This is a genomic window from Gammaproteobacteria bacterium, assembly GCA_016200485.1.
Lineage (GTDB): Bacteria > Pseudomonadota > Gammaproteobacteria > Tenderiales > Tenderiaceae > JACQEP01.
Genome location: JACQEP010000004.1, coordinates 37121 through 54604, shown reverse-complemented (window position 1 = coordinate 54604; position 17484 = coordinate 37121). Strand labels below are relative to the sequence as shown.

At 51.9% G+C, this 17484-nt stretch carries 19 protein-coding genes; 6 read left to right on the top strand and 13 right to left on the bottom strand.

Annotation, left to right across the window (positions count from 1 at the left end):
- Positions 1-83 precede the first annotated feature (83 nt).
- Positions 84-377 carry an EscU/YscU/HrcU family type III secretion system export apparatus switch protein gene (locus tag HY272_00815; GenBank protein MBI3771236.1) on the bottom strand — a complete coding sequence of 98 codons (294 nt, stop codon included), beginning with the start codon at positions 375-377 and terminating at the stop codon, positions 84-86.
- Positions 374-1597, bottom strand: a complete 1224-nt coding sequence (locus HY272_00810; GenBank protein MBI3771235.1) for a flagellar hook-length control protein FliK — start codon at positions 1595-1597, stop codon at positions 374-376. Before HY272_00810 ends, HY272_00815 begins: the two co-directional genes overlap by 4 nt.
- 120 nt (positions 1598-1717) lie before the next feature.
- Here HY272_00810 and HY272_00805 point away from each other — a divergent pair, with 120 nt between their 5' ends.
- A complete protein-coding gene (locus tag HY272_00805; protein ID MBI3771234.1) occupies positions 1718-2626 on the top strand; it encodes a pentapeptide repeat-containing protein in 909 nt (302 codons plus the stop codon).
- Here the strand turns inward: HY272_00805 and amrA are convergent, their stop codons facing one another.
- Complete coding sequence (gene amrA / locus HY272_00800; GenBank protein MBI3771233.1) at positions 2627-3217, bottom strand: AmmeMemoRadiSam system protein A; 591 nt, start codon at positions 3215-3217, stop codon at positions 2627-2629. It lies immediately after the preceding gene.
- A complete protein-coding gene (amrB, locus tag HY272_00795; protein MBI3771232.1) occupies positions 3195-3998 on the bottom strand; it encodes an AmmeMemoRadiSam system protein B in 804 nt (267 codons plus the stop codon). Before amrB ends, amrA begins: the two co-directional genes overlap by 23 nt.
- A gap of 127 nt (positions 3999-4125) precedes the next feature.
- Between amrB and amrS the strand changes: the two genes are divergently transcribed.
- A complete protein-coding gene (gene amrS / locus HY272_00790) occupies positions 4126-5226 on the top strand; it encodes an AmmeMemoRadiSam system radical SAM enzyme (GenBank protein ID MBI3771231.1) in 1101 nt (366 codons plus the stop codon).
- Positions 5227-5337: 111 nt separating this feature from the next.
- Here amrS and cobO read toward each other — a convergent pair whose 3' ends face one another.
- The gene (gene cobO / locus HY272_00785) at positions 5338-5946 is read right to left on the bottom strand and encodes a cob(I)yrinic acid a,c-diamide adenosyltransferase (GenBank protein ID MBI3771230.1); all 609 of its coding nucleotides are present in this window, start codon (positions 5944-5946) and stop codon (positions 5338-5340) included.
- Positions 5947-5995: 49 nt separating this feature from the next.
- Between cobO and radA the strand changes: the two genes are divergently transcribed.
- Both radA and HY272_00775 read left to right on the top strand, forming a co-directional pair.
- Complete coding sequence (gene radA / locus HY272_00780; protein MBI3771229.1) at positions 5996-7360, top strand: DNA repair protein RadA; 1365 nt, start codon at positions 5996-5998, stop codon at positions 7358-7360.
- Between the two features lie 325 nt (positions 7361-7685).
- Positions 7686-8642, top strand: a complete 957-nt coding sequence (locus HY272_00775) for a tRNA-dihydrouridine synthase (GenBank protein MBI3771228.1) — start codon at positions 7686-7688, stop codon at positions 8640-8642.
- A 128-nt stretch (positions 8643-8770) separates the two neighbouring features.
- Here HY272_00775 and HY272_00770 read toward each other — a convergent pair whose 3' ends face one another.
- From HY272_00770 to dapE, 3 genes are all read right to left on the bottom strand, one after another.
- Entirely contained in the window at positions 8771-9433 is a 663-nt protein-coding gene (locus HY272_00770; GenBank protein MBI3771227.1) for a PEP-CTERM sorting domain-containing protein, read from the bottom strand.
- 514 nt (positions 9434-9947) lie between these two features.
- A complete protein-coding gene (locus tag HY272_00765) occupies positions 9948-10322 on the bottom strand; it encodes a PilZ domain-containing protein (protein ID MBI3771226.1) in 375 nt (124 codons plus the stop codon).
- A gap of 36 nt (positions 10323-10358) precedes the next feature.
- Positions 10359-11486, bottom strand: a complete 1128-nt coding sequence (dapE, locus tag HY272_00760; GenBank protein ID MBI3771225.1) for a succinyl-diaminopimelate desuccinylase — start codon at positions 11484-11486, stop codon at positions 10359-10361.
- 97 nt (positions 11487-11583) lie between these two features.
- Between dapE and HY272_00755 the strand changes: the two genes are divergently transcribed.
- Positions 11584-12162: a hypothetical protein gene (locus HY272_00755; GenBank protein MBI3771224.1), complete on the top strand. Its 579-nt coding sequence runs from the start codon at positions 11584-11586 to the stop codon at positions 12160-12162.
- Positions 12163-12165: 3 nt separating this feature from the next.
- Here the strand turns inward: HY272_00755 and HY272_00750 are convergent, their stop codons facing one another.
- From HY272_00750 to dapC, 3 genes are all read right to left on the bottom strand, one after another.
- Positions 12166-12516, bottom strand: coding sequence for an ArsC family reductase (locus HY272_00750; protein MBI3771223.1), 351 nt, complete (start codon positions 12514-12516; stop codon positions 12166-12168).
- A gap of 77 nt (positions 12517-12593) precedes the next feature.
- Positions 12594-13415 carry a 2,3,4,5-tetrahydropyridine-2,6-dicarboxylate N-succinyltransferase gene (gene dapD / locus HY272_00745; protein MBI3771222.1) on the bottom strand — a complete coding sequence of 274 codons (822 nt, stop codon included), beginning with the start codon at positions 13413-13415 and terminating at the stop codon, positions 12594-12596.
- 23 nt (positions 13416-13438) lie between these two features.
- Positions 13439-14635, bottom strand: coding sequence for a succinyldiaminopimelate transaminase (dapC, locus tag HY272_00740; protein ID MBI3771221.1), 1197 nt, complete (start codon positions 14633-14635; stop codon positions 13439-13441).
- Between the two features lie 86 nt (positions 14636-14721).
- Between dapC and HY272_00735 the strand changes: the two genes are divergently transcribed.
- Positions 14722-15597, top strand: coding sequence for a DMT family transporter (locus HY272_00735; protein ID MBI3771220.1), 876 nt, complete (start codon positions 14722-14724; stop codon positions 15595-15597).
- A 117-nt stretch (positions 15598-15714) separates the two neighbouring features.
- Here the strand turns inward: HY272_00735 and HY272_00730 are convergent, their stop codons facing one another.
- Together HY272_00730 and rrtA are read right to left on the bottom strand one after the other, a co-directional pair.
- Positions 15715-16449, bottom strand: a complete 735-nt coding sequence (locus tag HY272_00730) for a DUF2971 domain-containing protein (protein MBI3771219.1) — start codon at positions 16447-16449, stop codon at positions 15715-15717.
- Between the two features lie 232 nt (positions 16450-16681).
- Entirely contained in the window at positions 16682-17278 is a 597-nt protein-coding gene (gene rrtA, locus HY272_00725) for a rhombosortase (protein ID MBI3771218.1), read from the bottom strand.
- Positions 17279-17484: the final 206 nt, after the last annotated feature.

Genomic DNA, 17484 nt, shown 5'->3' with positions numbered 1-17484 from the left:
AACGTACTGAGGATTCATGAATCGCCCCTACAATTTCTTTCCCGCCCATCTTTGAATACCTGATCAATGTATTCGAGAGTCTTTTAAGCTCTGTCTGGCGGTATGACGGATACCCGCCCCGAAAGATAATAGGCAAAGGCAATCACTTCTGCGACCGCCCGGTATAACACCTCCGGAATCTCTTCGTCTAATTCAATTTGCGACAAAACACGCGCCAGTTCCGCATTTTCCTGCAAGGGAATGTCGTGTTTGGCCGCAAGGGCGATGATTTCCGCGGCAACGGCACCTTCCCCCTTGGCGGTGACACGGGGTGTGGTGTAACCATCCCATTGCAGGGCGACAGCGGTAGGAACAGGTTGTTCGTCCGATTTTTTCATACGCTGATATCCAGTGACATAGTCTTGGGGCGTGTCTTGAGCGCGGGTGGTGTACCACAAAAGCATTGCAATGCTTTGGGTTCGATGCCTGCATGGCGGAGGCGTTGTCCGAGTTCATCGAGATGTTGATGAATGAGTTTCGTGGTTCCTTGGCGTTCAGCCCAGAATGTTGCAGACACTGCTTCGTCTTCCATGCCCAGCCGGGCATAGGCGGGCCCCAGCTCTTTGAGATCAAAGGCAACGGTGACAGCCCAGCGCTTCTTGTGACGTCGTTTTTTTTCGGAAGCTGCCTCGCCCTCAATAAAAAACTGAAATACATTGACCTGTTCCTGATGGCGAATGGGGAGCTCAAAACTCCATAACAGGGTGGGTTGATCGGGTTGCGGCAGCGAGTTGAGTTGCTGGAGTTGTAAACGTGCCAGACTGCCTTCGCTCTGACGGCCTAATTCATGCATCACCTGTAGCAAGTTACTGAGTTGCTGCATGCTGGCCTCGGCCGCAGGTTCAGCCTTGGGTGTCAAGTGTTGTGGTGGCGGTAAGGCTGCTGCAATGGATGATGGCAAGGGTGGTAAAGCAGTGGTCGTAACATTGGGAGATGCCGCCACGGTGGGTTGGCGTGAGGATGCCGCTTGATTCTGGGTGGTGACATTGAGTAAACGCAGTAACAGCGCCTTGATGTCGCGATCAAACTCCTCAGGGTTTTCACGGCGCTGGGGGTCAACAAGTTTGTGTTCCAACAATAAACCGGAATTGGCAATCGCTGTTTTTAATACGTTGGGTTGAGTAATCTGCTCACTCTTGGTCAACTTATTGAGCAGATCGCGTGCGGCCGCTACTACCGGAGCGGGGAGTAACCGCACCTGCTCGCCTTGTTGAGTCGCAATCGCACTCAGGTTTGCCAGCAATGGCGCCATCCCCGTTTGGCGCGGCAAGGCCTCGCGCAGGGCATGTTGCATCACGGGTGTTTCAGGCGCGGGAAGCAGGATACTGAGGATCGGTTTGGGTCTTAATTGAGTGACCTGTAGTTCCAGGCGTTGACCAGAGGTGAGATGAATAGGGGTCTCGGCCGGAAGCGTTTGCTGGTTGATTTGGAGTAATACAATTTGCGGGCTTAATGGCCGGACAACGGTGGCTTGCAGAATTTGGCCCACGCGCCAGCTATCAACCAGTGTCGTCAATAGTTTCAAGGGCAGAGGGGGCGGTAAGCCGTTGATTTCCATTTTATATATAAAGCATTGGCGGAATATGCCGATAATTCAAGGTATAAGCAGTATAAGACAGGGGCTGGCGGTCGGCTAGTCTGATTGGAAGTGAATCGTGGCAGCGTTATAGTCGAGCTTATGAGCCATCAACTGTGGTACACGCGACGCAACGATGACGTGCGGGGGCCTTTCCCCCAGCGGGTAATTGCCCAGTATTTATTGATCGGTCGCTTACATGATAGCGATGAAGTCAGTCTCGATCGCAAGAGTTGGCAAAAGATTAACGAAGTTGAGGAACTGATCCCCGAAGTGATGAAGGCGGATCTTACTGATCCGATTGCACAGGATCGGCTGGAAGCGGCTCGTCGTGCTGCTGATGAACGATCCCTGGATCGCCGGCAGCAACAGGATAATCCAGATCAGAATCGTCGTGGCACAGATCGCCGTGAGTTTGAATCGCCGGAAGAGGTTACCTATCGCAAAGCCAGATTGGAACGGATGCTGGAGGCGAGGCGTGATCAACCGTCCATGATGTTAGTGATTCCATTTCTCGGAGTGGTATTGGGGGTGATGATATGGGTGATCTGGGAGTACAAGCCGGAGACTCAATTTAGCAATGCGGCGGATTGTGCAGCAGCGCCGGGGCCTAAGGTTAACTGGAACAATTGTTTCATGCAGGGTATCGATCTTCAGCAGATCAATATGCGTGGTGCAGAGGCAATGAATGCTAATTTTTCGGGGAGTAATTTTAGCGGTGTTGTTCTTGCGGATGCCGATCTTTCCTACACCAATCTGAGCATGTCGGAGATGGTTCAGTCTGATTTTCGTTTTGCAAAACTTGTCGGGGCTGCGTTTCAGGGGAGCAATCTGCAAGGTGCGGATTTGAGTGGTAGCGATTTGTCCTACGCCGATTTTTGGGGGGCCGATCTTAGCGGCGCCAAGCTGGAAGGTGCCAAACTCGATCGTGCCATTTGGGTGGATCGGACGATCTGCGCGATGGGTTCGGTGGGCAGGTGTATCCCTGGCGGAAAATTTCCCACGCAGTAGTCAATCACTAAAAGAAAACGTCGTATAGCGTTCAGCCCGCAGGGTTGGCGACCAGTAATCTGCCGGTAAGCCTGCCTTTAATTTCAGTTGCTGGAAAAATTCTTCTGCTGCAGGGAGTGATGCCCATACCGCAGGTAAAAATGTGCCACGGTAGCCATTCTCGCTCAGAATCAAACCATCAATTCCAGGTCGTAATTGACGTAATAAATCGGCTTCAGATCTGAAACTCATCACTGTTGCCGGGCTAAGAACTGAAATGTGGATATCCAGTAGCGAATAGTCCCGTGAACTCACGGGTGCAAAGCGTGGATCGCGGAACGCGGCATTAAAGGCATTTTGAGCGACATCCTGTACCAGGGGCTGGCGCGCTTCCAGTGTGCCGATGCAGCCGCGTAGTTCGCCTTGAATTCTGAGTGTGATAAAACTCGCGCCCTGGGATTGAACTGTGGCTGGATACTGGCTCAGGCTAATTCTTAAAGATTGCTGCTGATCCAATCCGAGTTTTATCGATGTATGGGCTACCGCCAGTAGTTGCAGCTGCGAAGGGCGATCAAGCTGAAATATATGTTCAGTGGTGAGGTTCGAAGACATAGGCGCCATATCCTACGACCTGATCTCGAGGGTCGGCCGTGTCACCAGAGCTTCGTAAATCAATAGTGCGTGCTTGTAAACCATGTTCTTGTGCGGCTAACAATAAACCATTGATGCCATTGCGGCCACAGGCATCATCGTAGAGTATTGTCTCAGGCTTTAGCTGTTCGATGGCTTTTGAAGTCGCCTGATCCATATGTCTGGCGGTATTGTAATCATGATAATGGCTCAGATCAGAACTAATCAAAATCAAGGTCTCATCTCCATCCCAGAGTACATCCAATACTTCGGCAACATCCTGCGGCGAGGCCTCGCCCACGACCAGGGGTACGAGTGTGAAATCATTGAGCACAGTTTGTAGAAACGGCAATTGTACTTCCAGGCTGTGTTCGAGGGTGTGGGCCTGATCCATCAATTTGACTTGAGGTAACTCCAGGAGGCGAGTAATCGCCACTTTATCGAGCGCAATCTGCCCCAGTGGCGTGTTAAATGCGTCGGCGCTGCTGGCGGCGAGGCCAAACAGTGGAACGCGATGTGAAGGGCCGAGTAACACTACACGGCGGATGTTATTTCGCGCGGGCCACAACAGTCGATATGCGCTGGCCGCCACCGGGCCGGAATAAATATAGCCAGCATGCGGCACAATCATGGCCTTGGGGACAGGGGCTGTTTCCTGTGCGGGTTTTAATGGCGCCAGGAAGTTGTTTAACATCGATCGTAGTTCCGCCGCATCGGCGGGATAAAACGTGCCTGCAACGGCTGGATTGCGTAATCGAGTCATGGTTATCTCCTGTTATATAACCAGAAACGTACTATGATTATAAGCTTACTGTTGATAATAAACAGCCTGTCGTCATGACTTGAAGTTAGAGGGGAGGGCCCCTATCTTTAAACAAAGAGGTGTCGATATGAATTCCCCCGCATTCAAATCGGTAGTACCCACCCATTATTGGCATCTGCTCGACGATGGCCGGGTGCAGTGTGATGTCTGCCCTCGTTATTGCAAGATGCATGATGGGCAGCAAGGCTTATGTTTTGTACGCGCTAATCAAAACAATCAAATCGTGCTCACGACTTATGGCCGTTCGTCAGGCTATTGTATTGATCCGATCGAAAAGAAGCCGCTCAATCAATTTTTACCCGGTACGCCGATTCTGTCGTTTGGCACGGCAGGTTGCAATCTTGCCTGTAAGTTTTGTCAGAATTGGGATATGAGCAAGGCGCGGGAGATGGATATCCTCGCCGACCAGGCACCGCCGGAAGTGATCGCTAAAGCAGCAAAAAAACTGGGCTGTAGCAGTGTCGCCTATACCTATAACGATCCAGTCGTCTTCATGGAATACGCCATTGATGTCGCCAAGGCTTGCCGTGAACTGGATATAAAATCTGTTGCAGTGACGGCCGGTTATATCAATGAAGCACCGCGTAAAGAGTTTTTCAGCTACATGGATGCCGCTAACGTCGATCTCAAAGCCTTCACCGAGGATTTTTATCACAAAATCTGCGGCGGCCATTTGCAAACGGTGCTCGATACCTTAGTCTATCTTAAGCATGAAACTAAGGTGTGGATTGAACTGACGACGCTACTGATTCCCGGCAAAAACGATTCCGAACAGGAAATCGACGCCATGACGAAGTGGGTGGTTAAGAACCTCGGTTCCGATGTGCCGATGCACTTTACCGCTTTCCACCCCGACTGGAAAATGATGGATGTTCCACCGACACCTCCAGCTGAATTAACGCGTTCCCGCACTATCGCCATGAACAATGGCGTGCACTATGCTTACACAGGTAACGTTCACGATAAATCCGGCAATAGCACGTATTGCCATCACTGCGGCAAGATGCTGATTGGCCGTGACTGGTATGTATTATCCGACTGGCATTTGACCGCCGATGGTCACTGCGAATACTGTGGCACAGCCTGTGCTGGAGTATTTCAGGAAAAGGCGGGTACCTGGGGGGCGAAGCGGATGCCGGTGAGGTTGAAGGATTTTGCCGTGAGCTGAATTAATTAACTGAGCCACTGCTGTCCCATTAATTCCCTCTCCCTCAGGGAGAGGGTTGGGGTGAGGGGATCTAATAAACTAACGCTATTAGTTCATCCCTTCATCCTAGGTTTACAACTCAATCCCCTTCTGTGCCTTTATACCTTTCTGAAATGCATGTTTGATTGCACCCATTTCGGTTACGGTATCCGCTAATTCGATAAGTTCTGGCGGTGCCGCGCGACCGGTGATTACCACGTGCTGGTGAACGGGTCTACTGCGCAACGCAGACAGCACATCATCAATGGCGATGTATCCATATTTTAAAGCGATTGTCAGTTCATCAAGCACGACGAGATGGATGTTGCTGTCTGTTAAAAAACGCATGGCCTGTGCCCAGGCCTGTTGCGCAGCCTGCGTGTCACGTTCCCGGTCTTGTGTTTCCCAAGTAAAGCCAGCGCCCATCACATAAAATTCGATATTGGGCTGATGCTTGAAAAAGGCCTCTTCCCCAGTTTCATAAGCACCCTTGATGAATTGCACCACACCGACGCGCATGCCATGCCCCAAAGCGCGGGCGACCATGCCAAAGGCGGAGGAGCTTTTGCCTTTGCCGTTACCGGTATTGACGACCAACACACCGCGCTCGATGGTTGCCGTCGCGATTTTGGAATCGACATGCTCTTTTTTACGTTGCATGCGCTGGCGATGGCGTTCGTCTTTGGAGGAAGAGTCATTCATGGTAAAGTAGTTTATCATCCACAGTGTAATTATCTAGTGCAGTTATCCGATGAGCAAAGCCAAAACAATTTATTCCTGTAGCGCCTGTGGCGCACAGCAGCCGAAATGGGCCGGGCAGTGCCCGGACTGCCTGGAATGGAACACCATGGTGGAGGCCATCGCCGCCCCGGTGTCCAAAGTTAACCCTCGGTTTGCCGGGTATGCCGGTGAATCGGCGGCGGTCACCGTGCAGCGTCTGGGGGAGGTGCAGCTCGATGCCGTGCAGCGGACCCCTACCGGCCAGGGCGAGCTGGACCGGGTGCTGGGCGGTGGTCTGGTGCCGGGGTCGGTGATCCTGATCGGCGGTGATCCTGGCATCGGCAAATCGACTTTGTTATTGCAGACGGTAGCACTACTCAGCGAGCAGATGAATACCTTGTATGTGACCGGTGAAGAGTCGCTGCAACAGGTGAGCATGCGCGCCCACCGCCTGAATCTGCAAGCGGATCAGGTGCGGTTGCTGGCGGAAACCGGTGTCGAAGCCATCATCAATCACGCCAATCGAGAAAAGCCGCAAGTAATGGTGATCGATTCGATACAAACGATTTACACCGAACAATTGCAATCAGCGCCCGGTTCAGTGGCGCAGGTGCGTGAGAGCGCGGCGAAACTGGTGCGTTTTGCCAAGCAAACGGGTACGGCGCTGTTTCTGGTGGGCCATGTCACCAAAGAAGGCACCTTGGCAGGGCCGCGTGTGCTGGAGCACATGGTCGATACGGTGCTCTATTTTGAGGGTGACACCAGCAGTCAGTTCCGCGTTGTGCGTGCGATTAAAAATCGTTTTGGTGCGGTGAATGAACTCGGTGTGTTCGCGATGACCGATAAAGGTCTGCGCGAAGTGACCAATCCCTCGGCCATCTTTTTATCGCGACATCAGGAACAAGTCACCGGCAGCGCGATTATGGTCACGCGTGAAGGCAGTCGGCCGTTGTTGGTGGAGGTGCAGGCCTTGGTGGCCGAGAGCCACATGGCCAATCCACGTCGCGTAACATTAGGGCTGGATCAAAATCGGTTGTCGATGTTGTTGGCAGTGTTGCAGCGGCATGGGGGCATCACCACTTACGATCAAGATGTGTTCATCAACGTCGTGGGTGGCGTGCGCGTCACGGAAACCGCTGCCGATTTACCGCTAATCCTGGCCGCATTGTCGAGTCTGCGGAATCGGCCTTTGGCGCAGGATTTAGTAATCTTTGGTGAAGTCGGTCTGGCCGGAGAAATTCGACCGGTGCAGGGTGGCCTGGAGCGCTTAAAAGAAGCCGCTAAACACGGATTCAAGCGTGCAATTGTCCCCAAGGCCAATGTCCCGAAGCGTGGATTGGAAGATTTGGAAATCGTCGCCGTGCAGCGTTTGGGTGATGCGATTGATGCGATGTAGTCACAGTAACTTCATTTGCTATTGATGCGGCATGAATATGTTTGAAATTGCTCCCTCTCCCCAACCCTCTCCCGCAGCGCGGGAGAGGGAGTATCCGTGCCGATCAAAGTTAAAACTTCATCAGGCTGGATCAATAGTATCTATCTTAAACAATTTGGGTGCGGTTCCCATAGTGCATATCACCCCCTCTCCCGCTTGGCGGGAGAGGGATGGGGAGAGGGCCAATCATTACAAAGTTTTTTCACCCTCTCCCTAACCCTCCCCTCAAGAGGGGGAGGGAATGAGAATGGGATAGTTTTTATTTGATTTTTTACCGGTTGAAAACATGAACATACTGCTCGCGCCCATGGAAGGCGTGATTGATCACCACATGCGTGAGCTGCTGACCGCGCAGGGCGGTTACCACCGCTGTGTCACCGAGTTTGTGCGGGTGACCGATCAGCTGTTGCCAGGGCGGGTGTTTCGTAGATTATGCCCTGAGCTGGCAAATGGTGGCCGCACACGCGCCGGTACACCGGTCGTCGTTCAATTATTAGGTGGCATTCCCGAGGCCATGGCGGCCAACGCGCAACGCGCAGCGGCCATGGGTGCACCTGGTATCGATATCAATTTCGGGTGTCCCTCGAAATTCGTGAATCGTAACGCGGGTGGCGCGGTGTTGCTCAAAGAGCCGCAGCGCATCCATGATATTGTCCACGCTGTGCGCAATGCCGTGGCAGCAGAAATCCCGGTCACCGCCAAAATTCGATTGGGTTATGACAATACCGATCTGGCGCTGGACAATGCCCATGCCGTGCAGGCAGCGGGTGCCGATTGCATTACCGTGCATGCTCGTACCAAGACGGATGGTTACAAGCCACCGGCACGATGGGAATGGTTGGCGTGCATCAATGAAGCTTTGACTATTCCAGTGATCGCCAATGGCGATATCAACAGTGTGGAAGATTATCAGCGTTGTCGCGAGATCAGCGGTTGTGAACATGTGATGATCGGTCGCGGTGCGATTGCATGCCCCAATCTGGCGCACCAAATACAATCTTATCAGCAAAATCTGCCATACGCGGCGATGCGTTGGTCAGAGGTGCATAGCTTGATATTGAGCTTAGCCACGGCAATGCAAGAAAATGTCGAAAGCCGTTATATTGTGGCGCGCATTAAGCAATGGTTGAAGATGTTAAAGGGTCAGTACCCAGAGGCGCAACGTTGTTTTGAGTGGGTGCGCGTCGTTGATAATTATGCGGATATGGAATGTTTTCTGCGTGGTGAGCAGTGCCTTAAATAATGTGCGCGTGGCCCCTTATCCCATCGATCCGTGCTGCCCAACTTTTGCACGGCTCATGCGGAATAACTGCTCCCCATGATCAGCGAAACACTGATCACGGGGGCAGGTTGGCGGATGGAATGATAGAATCAGGTCGTACTTGTTTCAGTAACTTTACGTCGGCCGTAGACCAATCCCATTAATCCACTGCCGAGCAGGAATACGGTGCCAGGTTCGGGAACTGTATAGTCATTGCTGGTGCCAGTGAGAACCATATTGTCACCAACAGTAAATGTCTCATTGACATAAATTGTCTGGTAGCCTGCCAAACTGTTTGATCCCGCATGGCTCCCATTGGTGCTGGTTAGTGTGGTGATCAGGTTTGTCATGTTCAGATCACTAAAAATTTCCTTGATTACAGTTGTGTCAGGCGGGTGTCCGCCAAGTACGGTCGAATCTAGGCCTACGTCGAGAAATTTTTCATCCGCAAGTTGAATCGAATATTTAAGGTTATATTTACCCACTCCTAGACCACCCAAGTTCGGGTTTACCGGCGTAAAATCAATCGTAGCACTATAGTAATCTTTTCCACCGAGTTCTATTTCGCTCAGCACTACTTTTGCTGGGTCGAGGACAGCATCATAGGCGAGCAGAGTCCAGAGCGAGTCGTTGTCGGCATCCACCACCGGGCTATCAATGCCCCATTGCGTTATGGTGTTGTTGTAAAACACTACTGCTTGTGCTTGTCCCGCCATTGCCAACCCTAATATCAAGGCAGAGGCTGTTCCGATTTTCTTGAACTTAATAGTCATGATTGTTTCTCCTTAAATCAGCCGATTTAAAGTAGATGGCCAGAATTCCTTGTGTTCCCTCCTTAGAACCTTGCCACCACTCCATGGAAACAGACGACTTGCAATCTGATTCTCGTAGTTGATAAGGCATGAATTGTGCCGTAAATATATTTCCAATGTTTATCAACATGTTAAAAGTATATGTACGCTTTCAATTCCGCGGTACTGTAAAAGTTTTCGACAGATGTGAAGGACTGTGCGGGGTTAGTTGGTTGCGTTTAACAAGTATGTGTTTGTAAAATAGAAGTTTTTATAGATTAAACCATGCGTGTAGTGATGTAAAAAATTCCGACACTACTCAGAATGTTGTAGTGTGTTGCGAGAGCGACTTTATTTATTCATTCAACGCCTGCAAAATTGGCTTAATACTGCCAAAATTTGAAAGGGTCGGGGCAAGTAGTCCGGATGAAGTAAAACGTAATCAGGAGTTCACTGGGCGCTCATTATCCCTACCTGAATTAAATCTGATCAGATTTTATTTCCAGTGTAACGCGCCCAACTCGCGTTCCAGCAGCGTTGAATCACCCAGATTCAGTTCAACCAGACGTCGCAGGTGGCTGACACTTTCAATATCGATGTTGATGATGCGGAAGCCAACATGTTCTTTTTCACTATGGGCGACGGCGACATCGGCACTGATCAAGTTGCCGCCGTTGGCGAAGATGACTTCGAGCTTGAAGTGTTCACCCATTGCAGCATCCCAGTGGGCGGGGGTTTTGATGAGTACGCCGTTAAGCGAGATATCCAATAGGTGGCTGCGCCATTCCTTGCCGTTTTGAATCAGGACGGCATCGGCATCAAAGGCGATGCGGCTGAAACGGCGTTTGTTGTCATCTTGTTGTTTAGTCACGCGCTTAGACTCCCAATGGGTTGAACAAACTTGAATTTAGCTTAGCAGTTTTTCCAATATCCGTTCATAAATATCGGACAAATCATCCAGATCTGCAATGCTTACACATTCATTAAGCTTATGAATTGTGGCATTTAGTGGGCCGAGTTCGACGACCTGGGCGCCGGTGGGTGCGATAAAGCGGCCATCGGAGGTGCCGCCGGAGGTTGAAAGCTCGGTCTCAAGTCCTTTGACGGAACGAATCGCGCTCCGGATGGCGTCAACCAAGTCACCGGGTGGGGTGAGGAAGGGGTTGCCCGAGAGCGACCAGTCGATCTGGTAATCAAGGCCATGGCGGTCACACACGTCATGTACGCGGCGCTGCAAGCCTGCGGCGGTAGATTCGGTCGAGAAGCGGAAGTTGAATACTACCTCCAGTTCGCCGGGGATGACATTGGTGGCGCCAGTGCCAGCCTTGACGTTCGAAATCTGGAACGAGGTCGGCGGGAAAAATTCATTGCCGCGATCCCATTCAATGGTGGCGAGTTCGGCCAAGGCCGGGGCCGCCAGATGCACCGGGTTTTTGGCCAAGTGGGGATAGGCGATATGACCTTGCACACCGCGCACCTTGAGAATGCCATTCAGCGAGCCACGACGGCCATTTTTTATTACATCGCCGAGCTGATTGACGCAGGTGGGTTCACCCACCAGGCACCATGTCATTTTTTCCTTACGTGCTTCCAGCCACTCGACGACCTTTACCGTGCCATTGATGCTCGGGCCTTCCTCGTCGCTGGTGATCAGAAAGCCGATCGAGCCTTTATGCTTGGGGTGCTTGGCAACAAAACGCTCACAAGCGGTCACCATTGCCGCCAGACTACCTTTCATGTCGGCCGCGCCACGGCCATAAAGGTGACCATTGTGAATGTGTGGCTGGAAGGGCGGCGAATCCCACTTCTCCAGCGGGCCTGTCGGCACCACGTCAGTGTGGCCGGCAAAGACGAACAATGGGCCGCTTTTGCCGCGCCGTGCCCAGAAGTTATCGACATTTTCAAAGCGCAAGGGCTGGCAGTCAAAGCCGATCGTTTGCAGACGACTCATCATGAGCGCCTGGCAGCCTGCATCCTCGGGTGTGAGGGAGGGGCGGCTGATTAAATCTTTGGCTAAATCGACAGTGGCAGACACATGAAACCTTTCATTGATTAATAGGGCCCAGCTATGGTTGATGCTCAAGGCACGTTAAACTGATTTTACCTGTCTTGGGCGCTCACGGCTAATGAGAATGAAGTTCTCAGTGCGGATGATGATCATTGTTTTGCAATGGGCGCTAAGTTTCCCGTTGCTGGCGGCCGATCGTTACCTGACGGTCTATGCGGGCAAATATACGGATGACCGCCTGGGTGAGGTTTTGTTGAGCAGGCCGATTACCTATGAGGATTCATACCTTGGGGTAGTGGCGCTGGCACGGGCCTTTCCTCTGACTTCATCCAAGCATCGTTGGGAGTTGGAAGGACAGCTCGGTAAGCATTTTCAGGGCCAGGATAACTGGGAGTTTAATCTGCTGGCGATTTACCGTTGGCAGCAGTTTCCGTGGAACCATTTGCTGCGGACCAGTGTTGCGGTGGGGGATGGTTTGTCTTACGCCAGTGACGTGCCGCGGATTGAAAGCGCTAGTCATTCCAATACTGGCGCCACACGTTTGTTGAATTACATTTTGGTGGAGGTTGAAATGGCACCACCGAAAGTTCATGACTGGAGCCTAGTGACGCGCGTTCATCACCGTTCCGGTGTTTATGGCGTATTCGGTGATGTGCGGGGTGGATCGAATTTGATTTGTGCAGGGGTGAAGATACCCTTCTGATGACTATTTATTATTGAAAAATTGGCTGTACTCGCCGTCACTAAAACCGATATGTAGTTTTCCTTTAACGTCCAGCACTGGGCGCTTGATCAGACTATTATTGGCTAACATCACCTTGATCGCTTTGGCTTCATCGAGATTGGCACGATCTGCTTCCGATAATTTTCGCCAAGTGGTGCCGCGTTGATTGACGAGCGGTTCCCAGCCGACTTGCTTGATCCAGGACTTGAGCAACTTTTCATCAACCCCGGATTTTTTGAAATCATGAAACTGGTATTCAACGCCATGATCATCAAGCCATTGCATAGCTTTCTTCATAGTGTCGCAGTTTTTGATGCCGTAGATCGTAGTCATGTTTTTTCAAATGTAGGGTGGGTTAGCGGCGTAGCCGCGTAACCCACCAAGCGTTGCGTAGCAACACAATTCGTTTCTTAAATATCGCGCAACAATTCGTTGATGCCGACCTTGCTGCGCGTCTTTTCGTCCACTTGTTTGACGATCACAGCGCAATAGAGGCTGTATTTTCCGTCTTTTGATGGCAGGTTACCGGAAACAACCACCGAGCCGGCAGGAATGCGACCATAAGTGATTTCGTCAGTTTCGCGGTTATAAATGCGGGTGCTTTGGCCAATGTAAACGCCCATTGAAATCACGGAGCCTTCTTCGACAATTACGCCTTCTACAACTTCTGAACGGGCGCCAATGAAGCAGTTGTCTTCGATGATGGTCGGTGCCGCCTGCAAGGGTTCCAATACGCCGCCGATGCCTACACCGCCGGAAAGATGCACGTTCTTGCCAATCTGTGCGCAAGACCCAACCGTGGCCCAGGTGTCGACCATTGTGCCGCTATCAACATAAGCACCGATGTTGACGTAAGACGGCATCAGCACCACGCTCGGTGCAATATAAGCCCCTTTGCGCACGGTGGCGGGGGGCACAACGCGGACGCCGGATTCATGAAAGTCGCGCGAGCTGTAATCGGCGTACTTCGGCGGCACTTTGTCGAAATAGTTGGTGAAGCCGCCCTTCATGAAGTAGTTGTCCTGAATGCGGAACGAAAGCAGCACGGCTTTTTTCAGCCATTGATTGACAACCCACTGGCCGTCTTTTTTCTCTGCAACGCGCAACTTGCCGCCATCAAGCAGGTTAAGTGCTTCAAGCACGGCTTCTTTGACGTGGGTATCAACCTTACGCGGATTGATGTCAGCGCGGCGCTCAAAGGCTTCTTCGATGATGGTTTTTAATTCGGCCATAATGTGAACTCCAGTATCGTTAATTATAAATGGTCAAGAAAATTACGAATTCGTTGTGCGGCTTCAACGCACTCTTCCAGCGGAGCCACCAGCGCCAGACGCACATGATGTTGGCCCGGATTCAGGCCATGTGCCTCACGTGAAAGATAGCTGCCCGGTAGCACGGTGACATTTTGTTCGGCAAACAGGCGCCGTGTAAACTCGGTATCGCTGATCGGCGTGCGTGGCCAGAGATAAAATCCGGCATCCGGCTGTTGCACTTCAATACTATCGCCCAGTATTTCGAGCATAGCCGCGAATTTTTGGCGGTAGAGATCGCGATTCAGTCGTACATGCGCCTCATCGGCCCACGCCTTGGTGCTGGCAGCTTGGTGATACGGCGGCATGGCGCAGCCATGATAGGTGCGATAAAGCAAAAATTGTTTGATGACTTCAGCATCACCCGCCACAAAGCCTGAACGTAGTCCCGGCAAATTAGAACGTTTCGATAAACTATGAAACACCACGCAACGGTGATAATCGTTTAAGCCCATGGCTTGCGCGGCTTGTAGCAGTCCAACCGGCGGATTGTTTTCATCCGGATAAAGTTCTGAATAACATTCATCGGAGGCGATGATAAAATCATAACGCTGTGCCAGTGTGATCAAATGTTGTAAAGTCGCTTGATCAAGCACCGCACCCGCAGGATTGCCTGGTGTGCAGATGTAAAGTAACTGACAGCGGCGCCAGGCAGATTCCGGTACTGCATCGAAGTCGGGACGGTAACCGGTCGCCGTCGTGGTATTCAGAAAATAAGGTTCCGCACCCGCAAGCAGGGCCGCGCCTTCGTAGATTTGGTAAAACGGATTCGGCATCATCACCAGTGGCTGAGCGCTACGATCGACTACGGCCTGAGCGAAGGCAAACAGCGCCTCCCGGGTGCCATTTACCGGCAGGATGTGGCGCTCCGGGTCGATGTTGCTGGCCGGCAACTGGAAACGCCGACACAACCAATCGGCAATCGACTGCCGCAATTCGGTAGTCCCCTTGGTGGTGGGGTAATTCGAAGCTGTGTGCAAATGAGTGACCACTTCGTTCACAATGAATGCAGGCGCGGCGTGTTTTGGCTCACCGATCGACAGCGCAATATGGCTCAGTCCAGCCGGGGGAGTAATGCCCGCCTTGAGCTTGGCCAGTTTTTCGAACGGATAGGGCTGTAATTTCTGTAAATCTGGATTCATCTGCCGATCTATATGGGGAGCGCAGATCGCTCTCTCAGGGTATCCACGCGTAGGCCAAGGATAAAAAGGGACATTATAACATTCTTATGACGCCAAACCGTGTCGATCGCATTTTACCGATTCTTTGTCTGCTGACCACAGCTTCTATTTGGGGGGTGATGTGGTATCCCCTCCGGCTGCTGGATGCGCAGGGCCTGAATGGGGTCTGGACGACGCTGATCGCCTATGCCACGCCACTGATTATCGGTATCCCCCTGGCCTGGCGCCATATGCGCGAGTTCAAACAATATCCTTTCTACTTTGCGCTGGTCGGATTGGCCAGCGGCTGGTGCAACCTGGCGTTTATCCTGGCAGTGCTGGATGGAACCGTAGTGCGCGCACTGCTGCTGTTTTATCTGTCGCCCGTGTGGGCGGTGCTGCTCGGGCATCTGGTGGTCAAAGAACACATGACACGCTCCGCTAAAGTGGTGGTGGTTGTGGCGATGAGCGGTGCCCTGTTAATGCTCTGGGAACCCGAAATCGGCGCGCCCTGGCCACGATCAATCAGTGATTGGTTTGCAATTTCATCGGGCTTTGCCTTCGCACTCTCCAACGTGTTTGTGCGCAAGCGTCAAACTGTTTCCGTCGCCAGCAAAACAATTACCGTTTGGTTGGGCGGCGTCGTGCTCGCTGCTGGATGGTTGATTCTGACGCAGGCGTCCTGGCCGGTGGTCGTTAGCGGAGCGTGGATTGGTGCGGTGTTGATGGGTATTTTCATGCTCGGCCTCGCCACACTTGCGGTGCAATACGGCGTTACCCATTTGCCCGTGCATCAATCGGCGGTGATTTTGTTGTTTGAATTGATCGTTGGTGCTGTTTCGTCGGAACTACTCACTAATGAAGTGGTGCGGCCGATTGAGTGGATTGGTGGCGCGTTGATTTTGTATGCGGCGTGGGTGGCGGCAAGGGAGCAGATGGATTAACTGTATTAGTTCAGACTTGATCTGCCAGACGGTGTCAGATGTCTTTTTGTCCCAAGTGGCTGACACCGACCCCTAGCGGTCATTCAATGTTTGAGGTGAGGGCGGGCGGTTGCCGGATTAGTACCTTTTCTCTTTTCTTTTTCTCAAGATTTCTGCGAGTAGCTCCTGATTCTTCACTGTGGGATCAATGCCACGAATGATTTTTCTCGGCAGCTCCTTATTAACGCACATATTGAAATTATCGAATGCTGGTTGCGCTATCCATATCTCAACATCAGCATCAGGTTGTTTCCCGATCGCTTCCGCCACATCCATGATTGACAGGCTCGAACGTGCACCGATGATGACCTCGCGTAACTTCATACCATTGTTAAATGGGTTGTAGTAGATGCCGTCTCGCTGTTCTCGCAAACTGACCCGCAGCCGACGTTCTTTCTCGTATTTCCAGCCGCTATGCTTAACGTTCAAACACTTAGTTAACATCGCCTCGTCAATACCTCCAAGCGGCTTGCTGAAATCAATCGGGCTGGGAATCCGCTTCGAAACGTAGTCGATCTTCGTCAAATGTGGACCATCTTCAATCTCGAATCCAAGGCACATCCCTTTGTGCTTGTCGCCGTAGTGCGCCCACATCAATGTTGATTTCCATGACTCCGAAAAGCACAGCACGCCATGTCCTTGGGATAAAGCGCTAACAACCATATTTATGTGAACCCGCGCGTCCTTGTCTTTCTGCTGGAATGGCAGCAGTTCGAAAGGGTCGTTCAAGTCGGCGTACTCGGCGATCTTTAATCGCTTCTCCCATAATGACTTCATGCCCCATTGCTTTGCGGTGTAGTAGTACAGGCGCATACAGAGTCTCCAACTAATAGAATGCCCCGCATTGTTGGGGCGTATACAGTCTACTAAACTCTCAAGAGTCTGTAAGCAGGCCAACCAAGCCGACAATACAGCAGCCTGTTGGGTCCAGTTTTAATCAGGCTGCTATTGGTCTAACTCGGTCATATCGAGATATGACGCATATCTGTCAATTATAGTCTGAACCACTACAATTTTTAAACCAAACGCGATTGGAATAAAAGCATCAACACCACATCCTCGGCCGACACAACAATCCCGCAATCAACCCACCCATCGCCCCATAAAGATGGGCAACGGTAACGACCGGGCCATCGGCCATTTCTGCGCTGCCGGGGAGGGGGCCGAAGTATTGTTCCCAGATCAGTTTGAGCGCGACGGCGGCGAGCAGTGTTGCTTCACGCCAGTCACCGCGGCGTAATCCGCCAACAAGTCCTGCGACAAAAATGCCGTGCAGCAGGCCTGACAAGCCGACGTACCAATGAATTTCGGGGCTTAGCAACAACAAGCCGAAGCTGACGGCGAGGGTGCTGGTTATGGTGATAATTATCCACGCTAAAATCGAAAACGATTCGCGTAACAAGCTCCAGATTAGCGCCAAGCCCAGCAAGTTCATCACCAGATGTCCGAAACCCAAATGGACAAAGTTGCCGGTGATCAATCGCCACCATTCGCCGTTCTGGATCGCTTGTGCCTGGTATTGCAGGGCAACCTTGGCAGCGTCACCGCCGAGCGCGATGGCGATGGAGATGATGGCCATTGCTAATGGCAAAATATGTCGCGACAGGCTTTGGCGGAGCGATTGGGGAGTGAGGGAGTTCATGCCTAGAACCTATCTCAAAATTGGAATGAGATCAAAAACAATTTGAATCCAGTTTCGCCAGTAGGTATCACCCCCTCTCCCGCTTGGCGGGAGAGGGATGGGGAGAGGGCGGGGTGCAGAGTTTTTTCGGGTTTTTCACCCTCTCCCTAACCCTCCCCCTCAAGAGGGGGAGGGTACGATAATAGGTGCTCCCAGTATTATCGGGC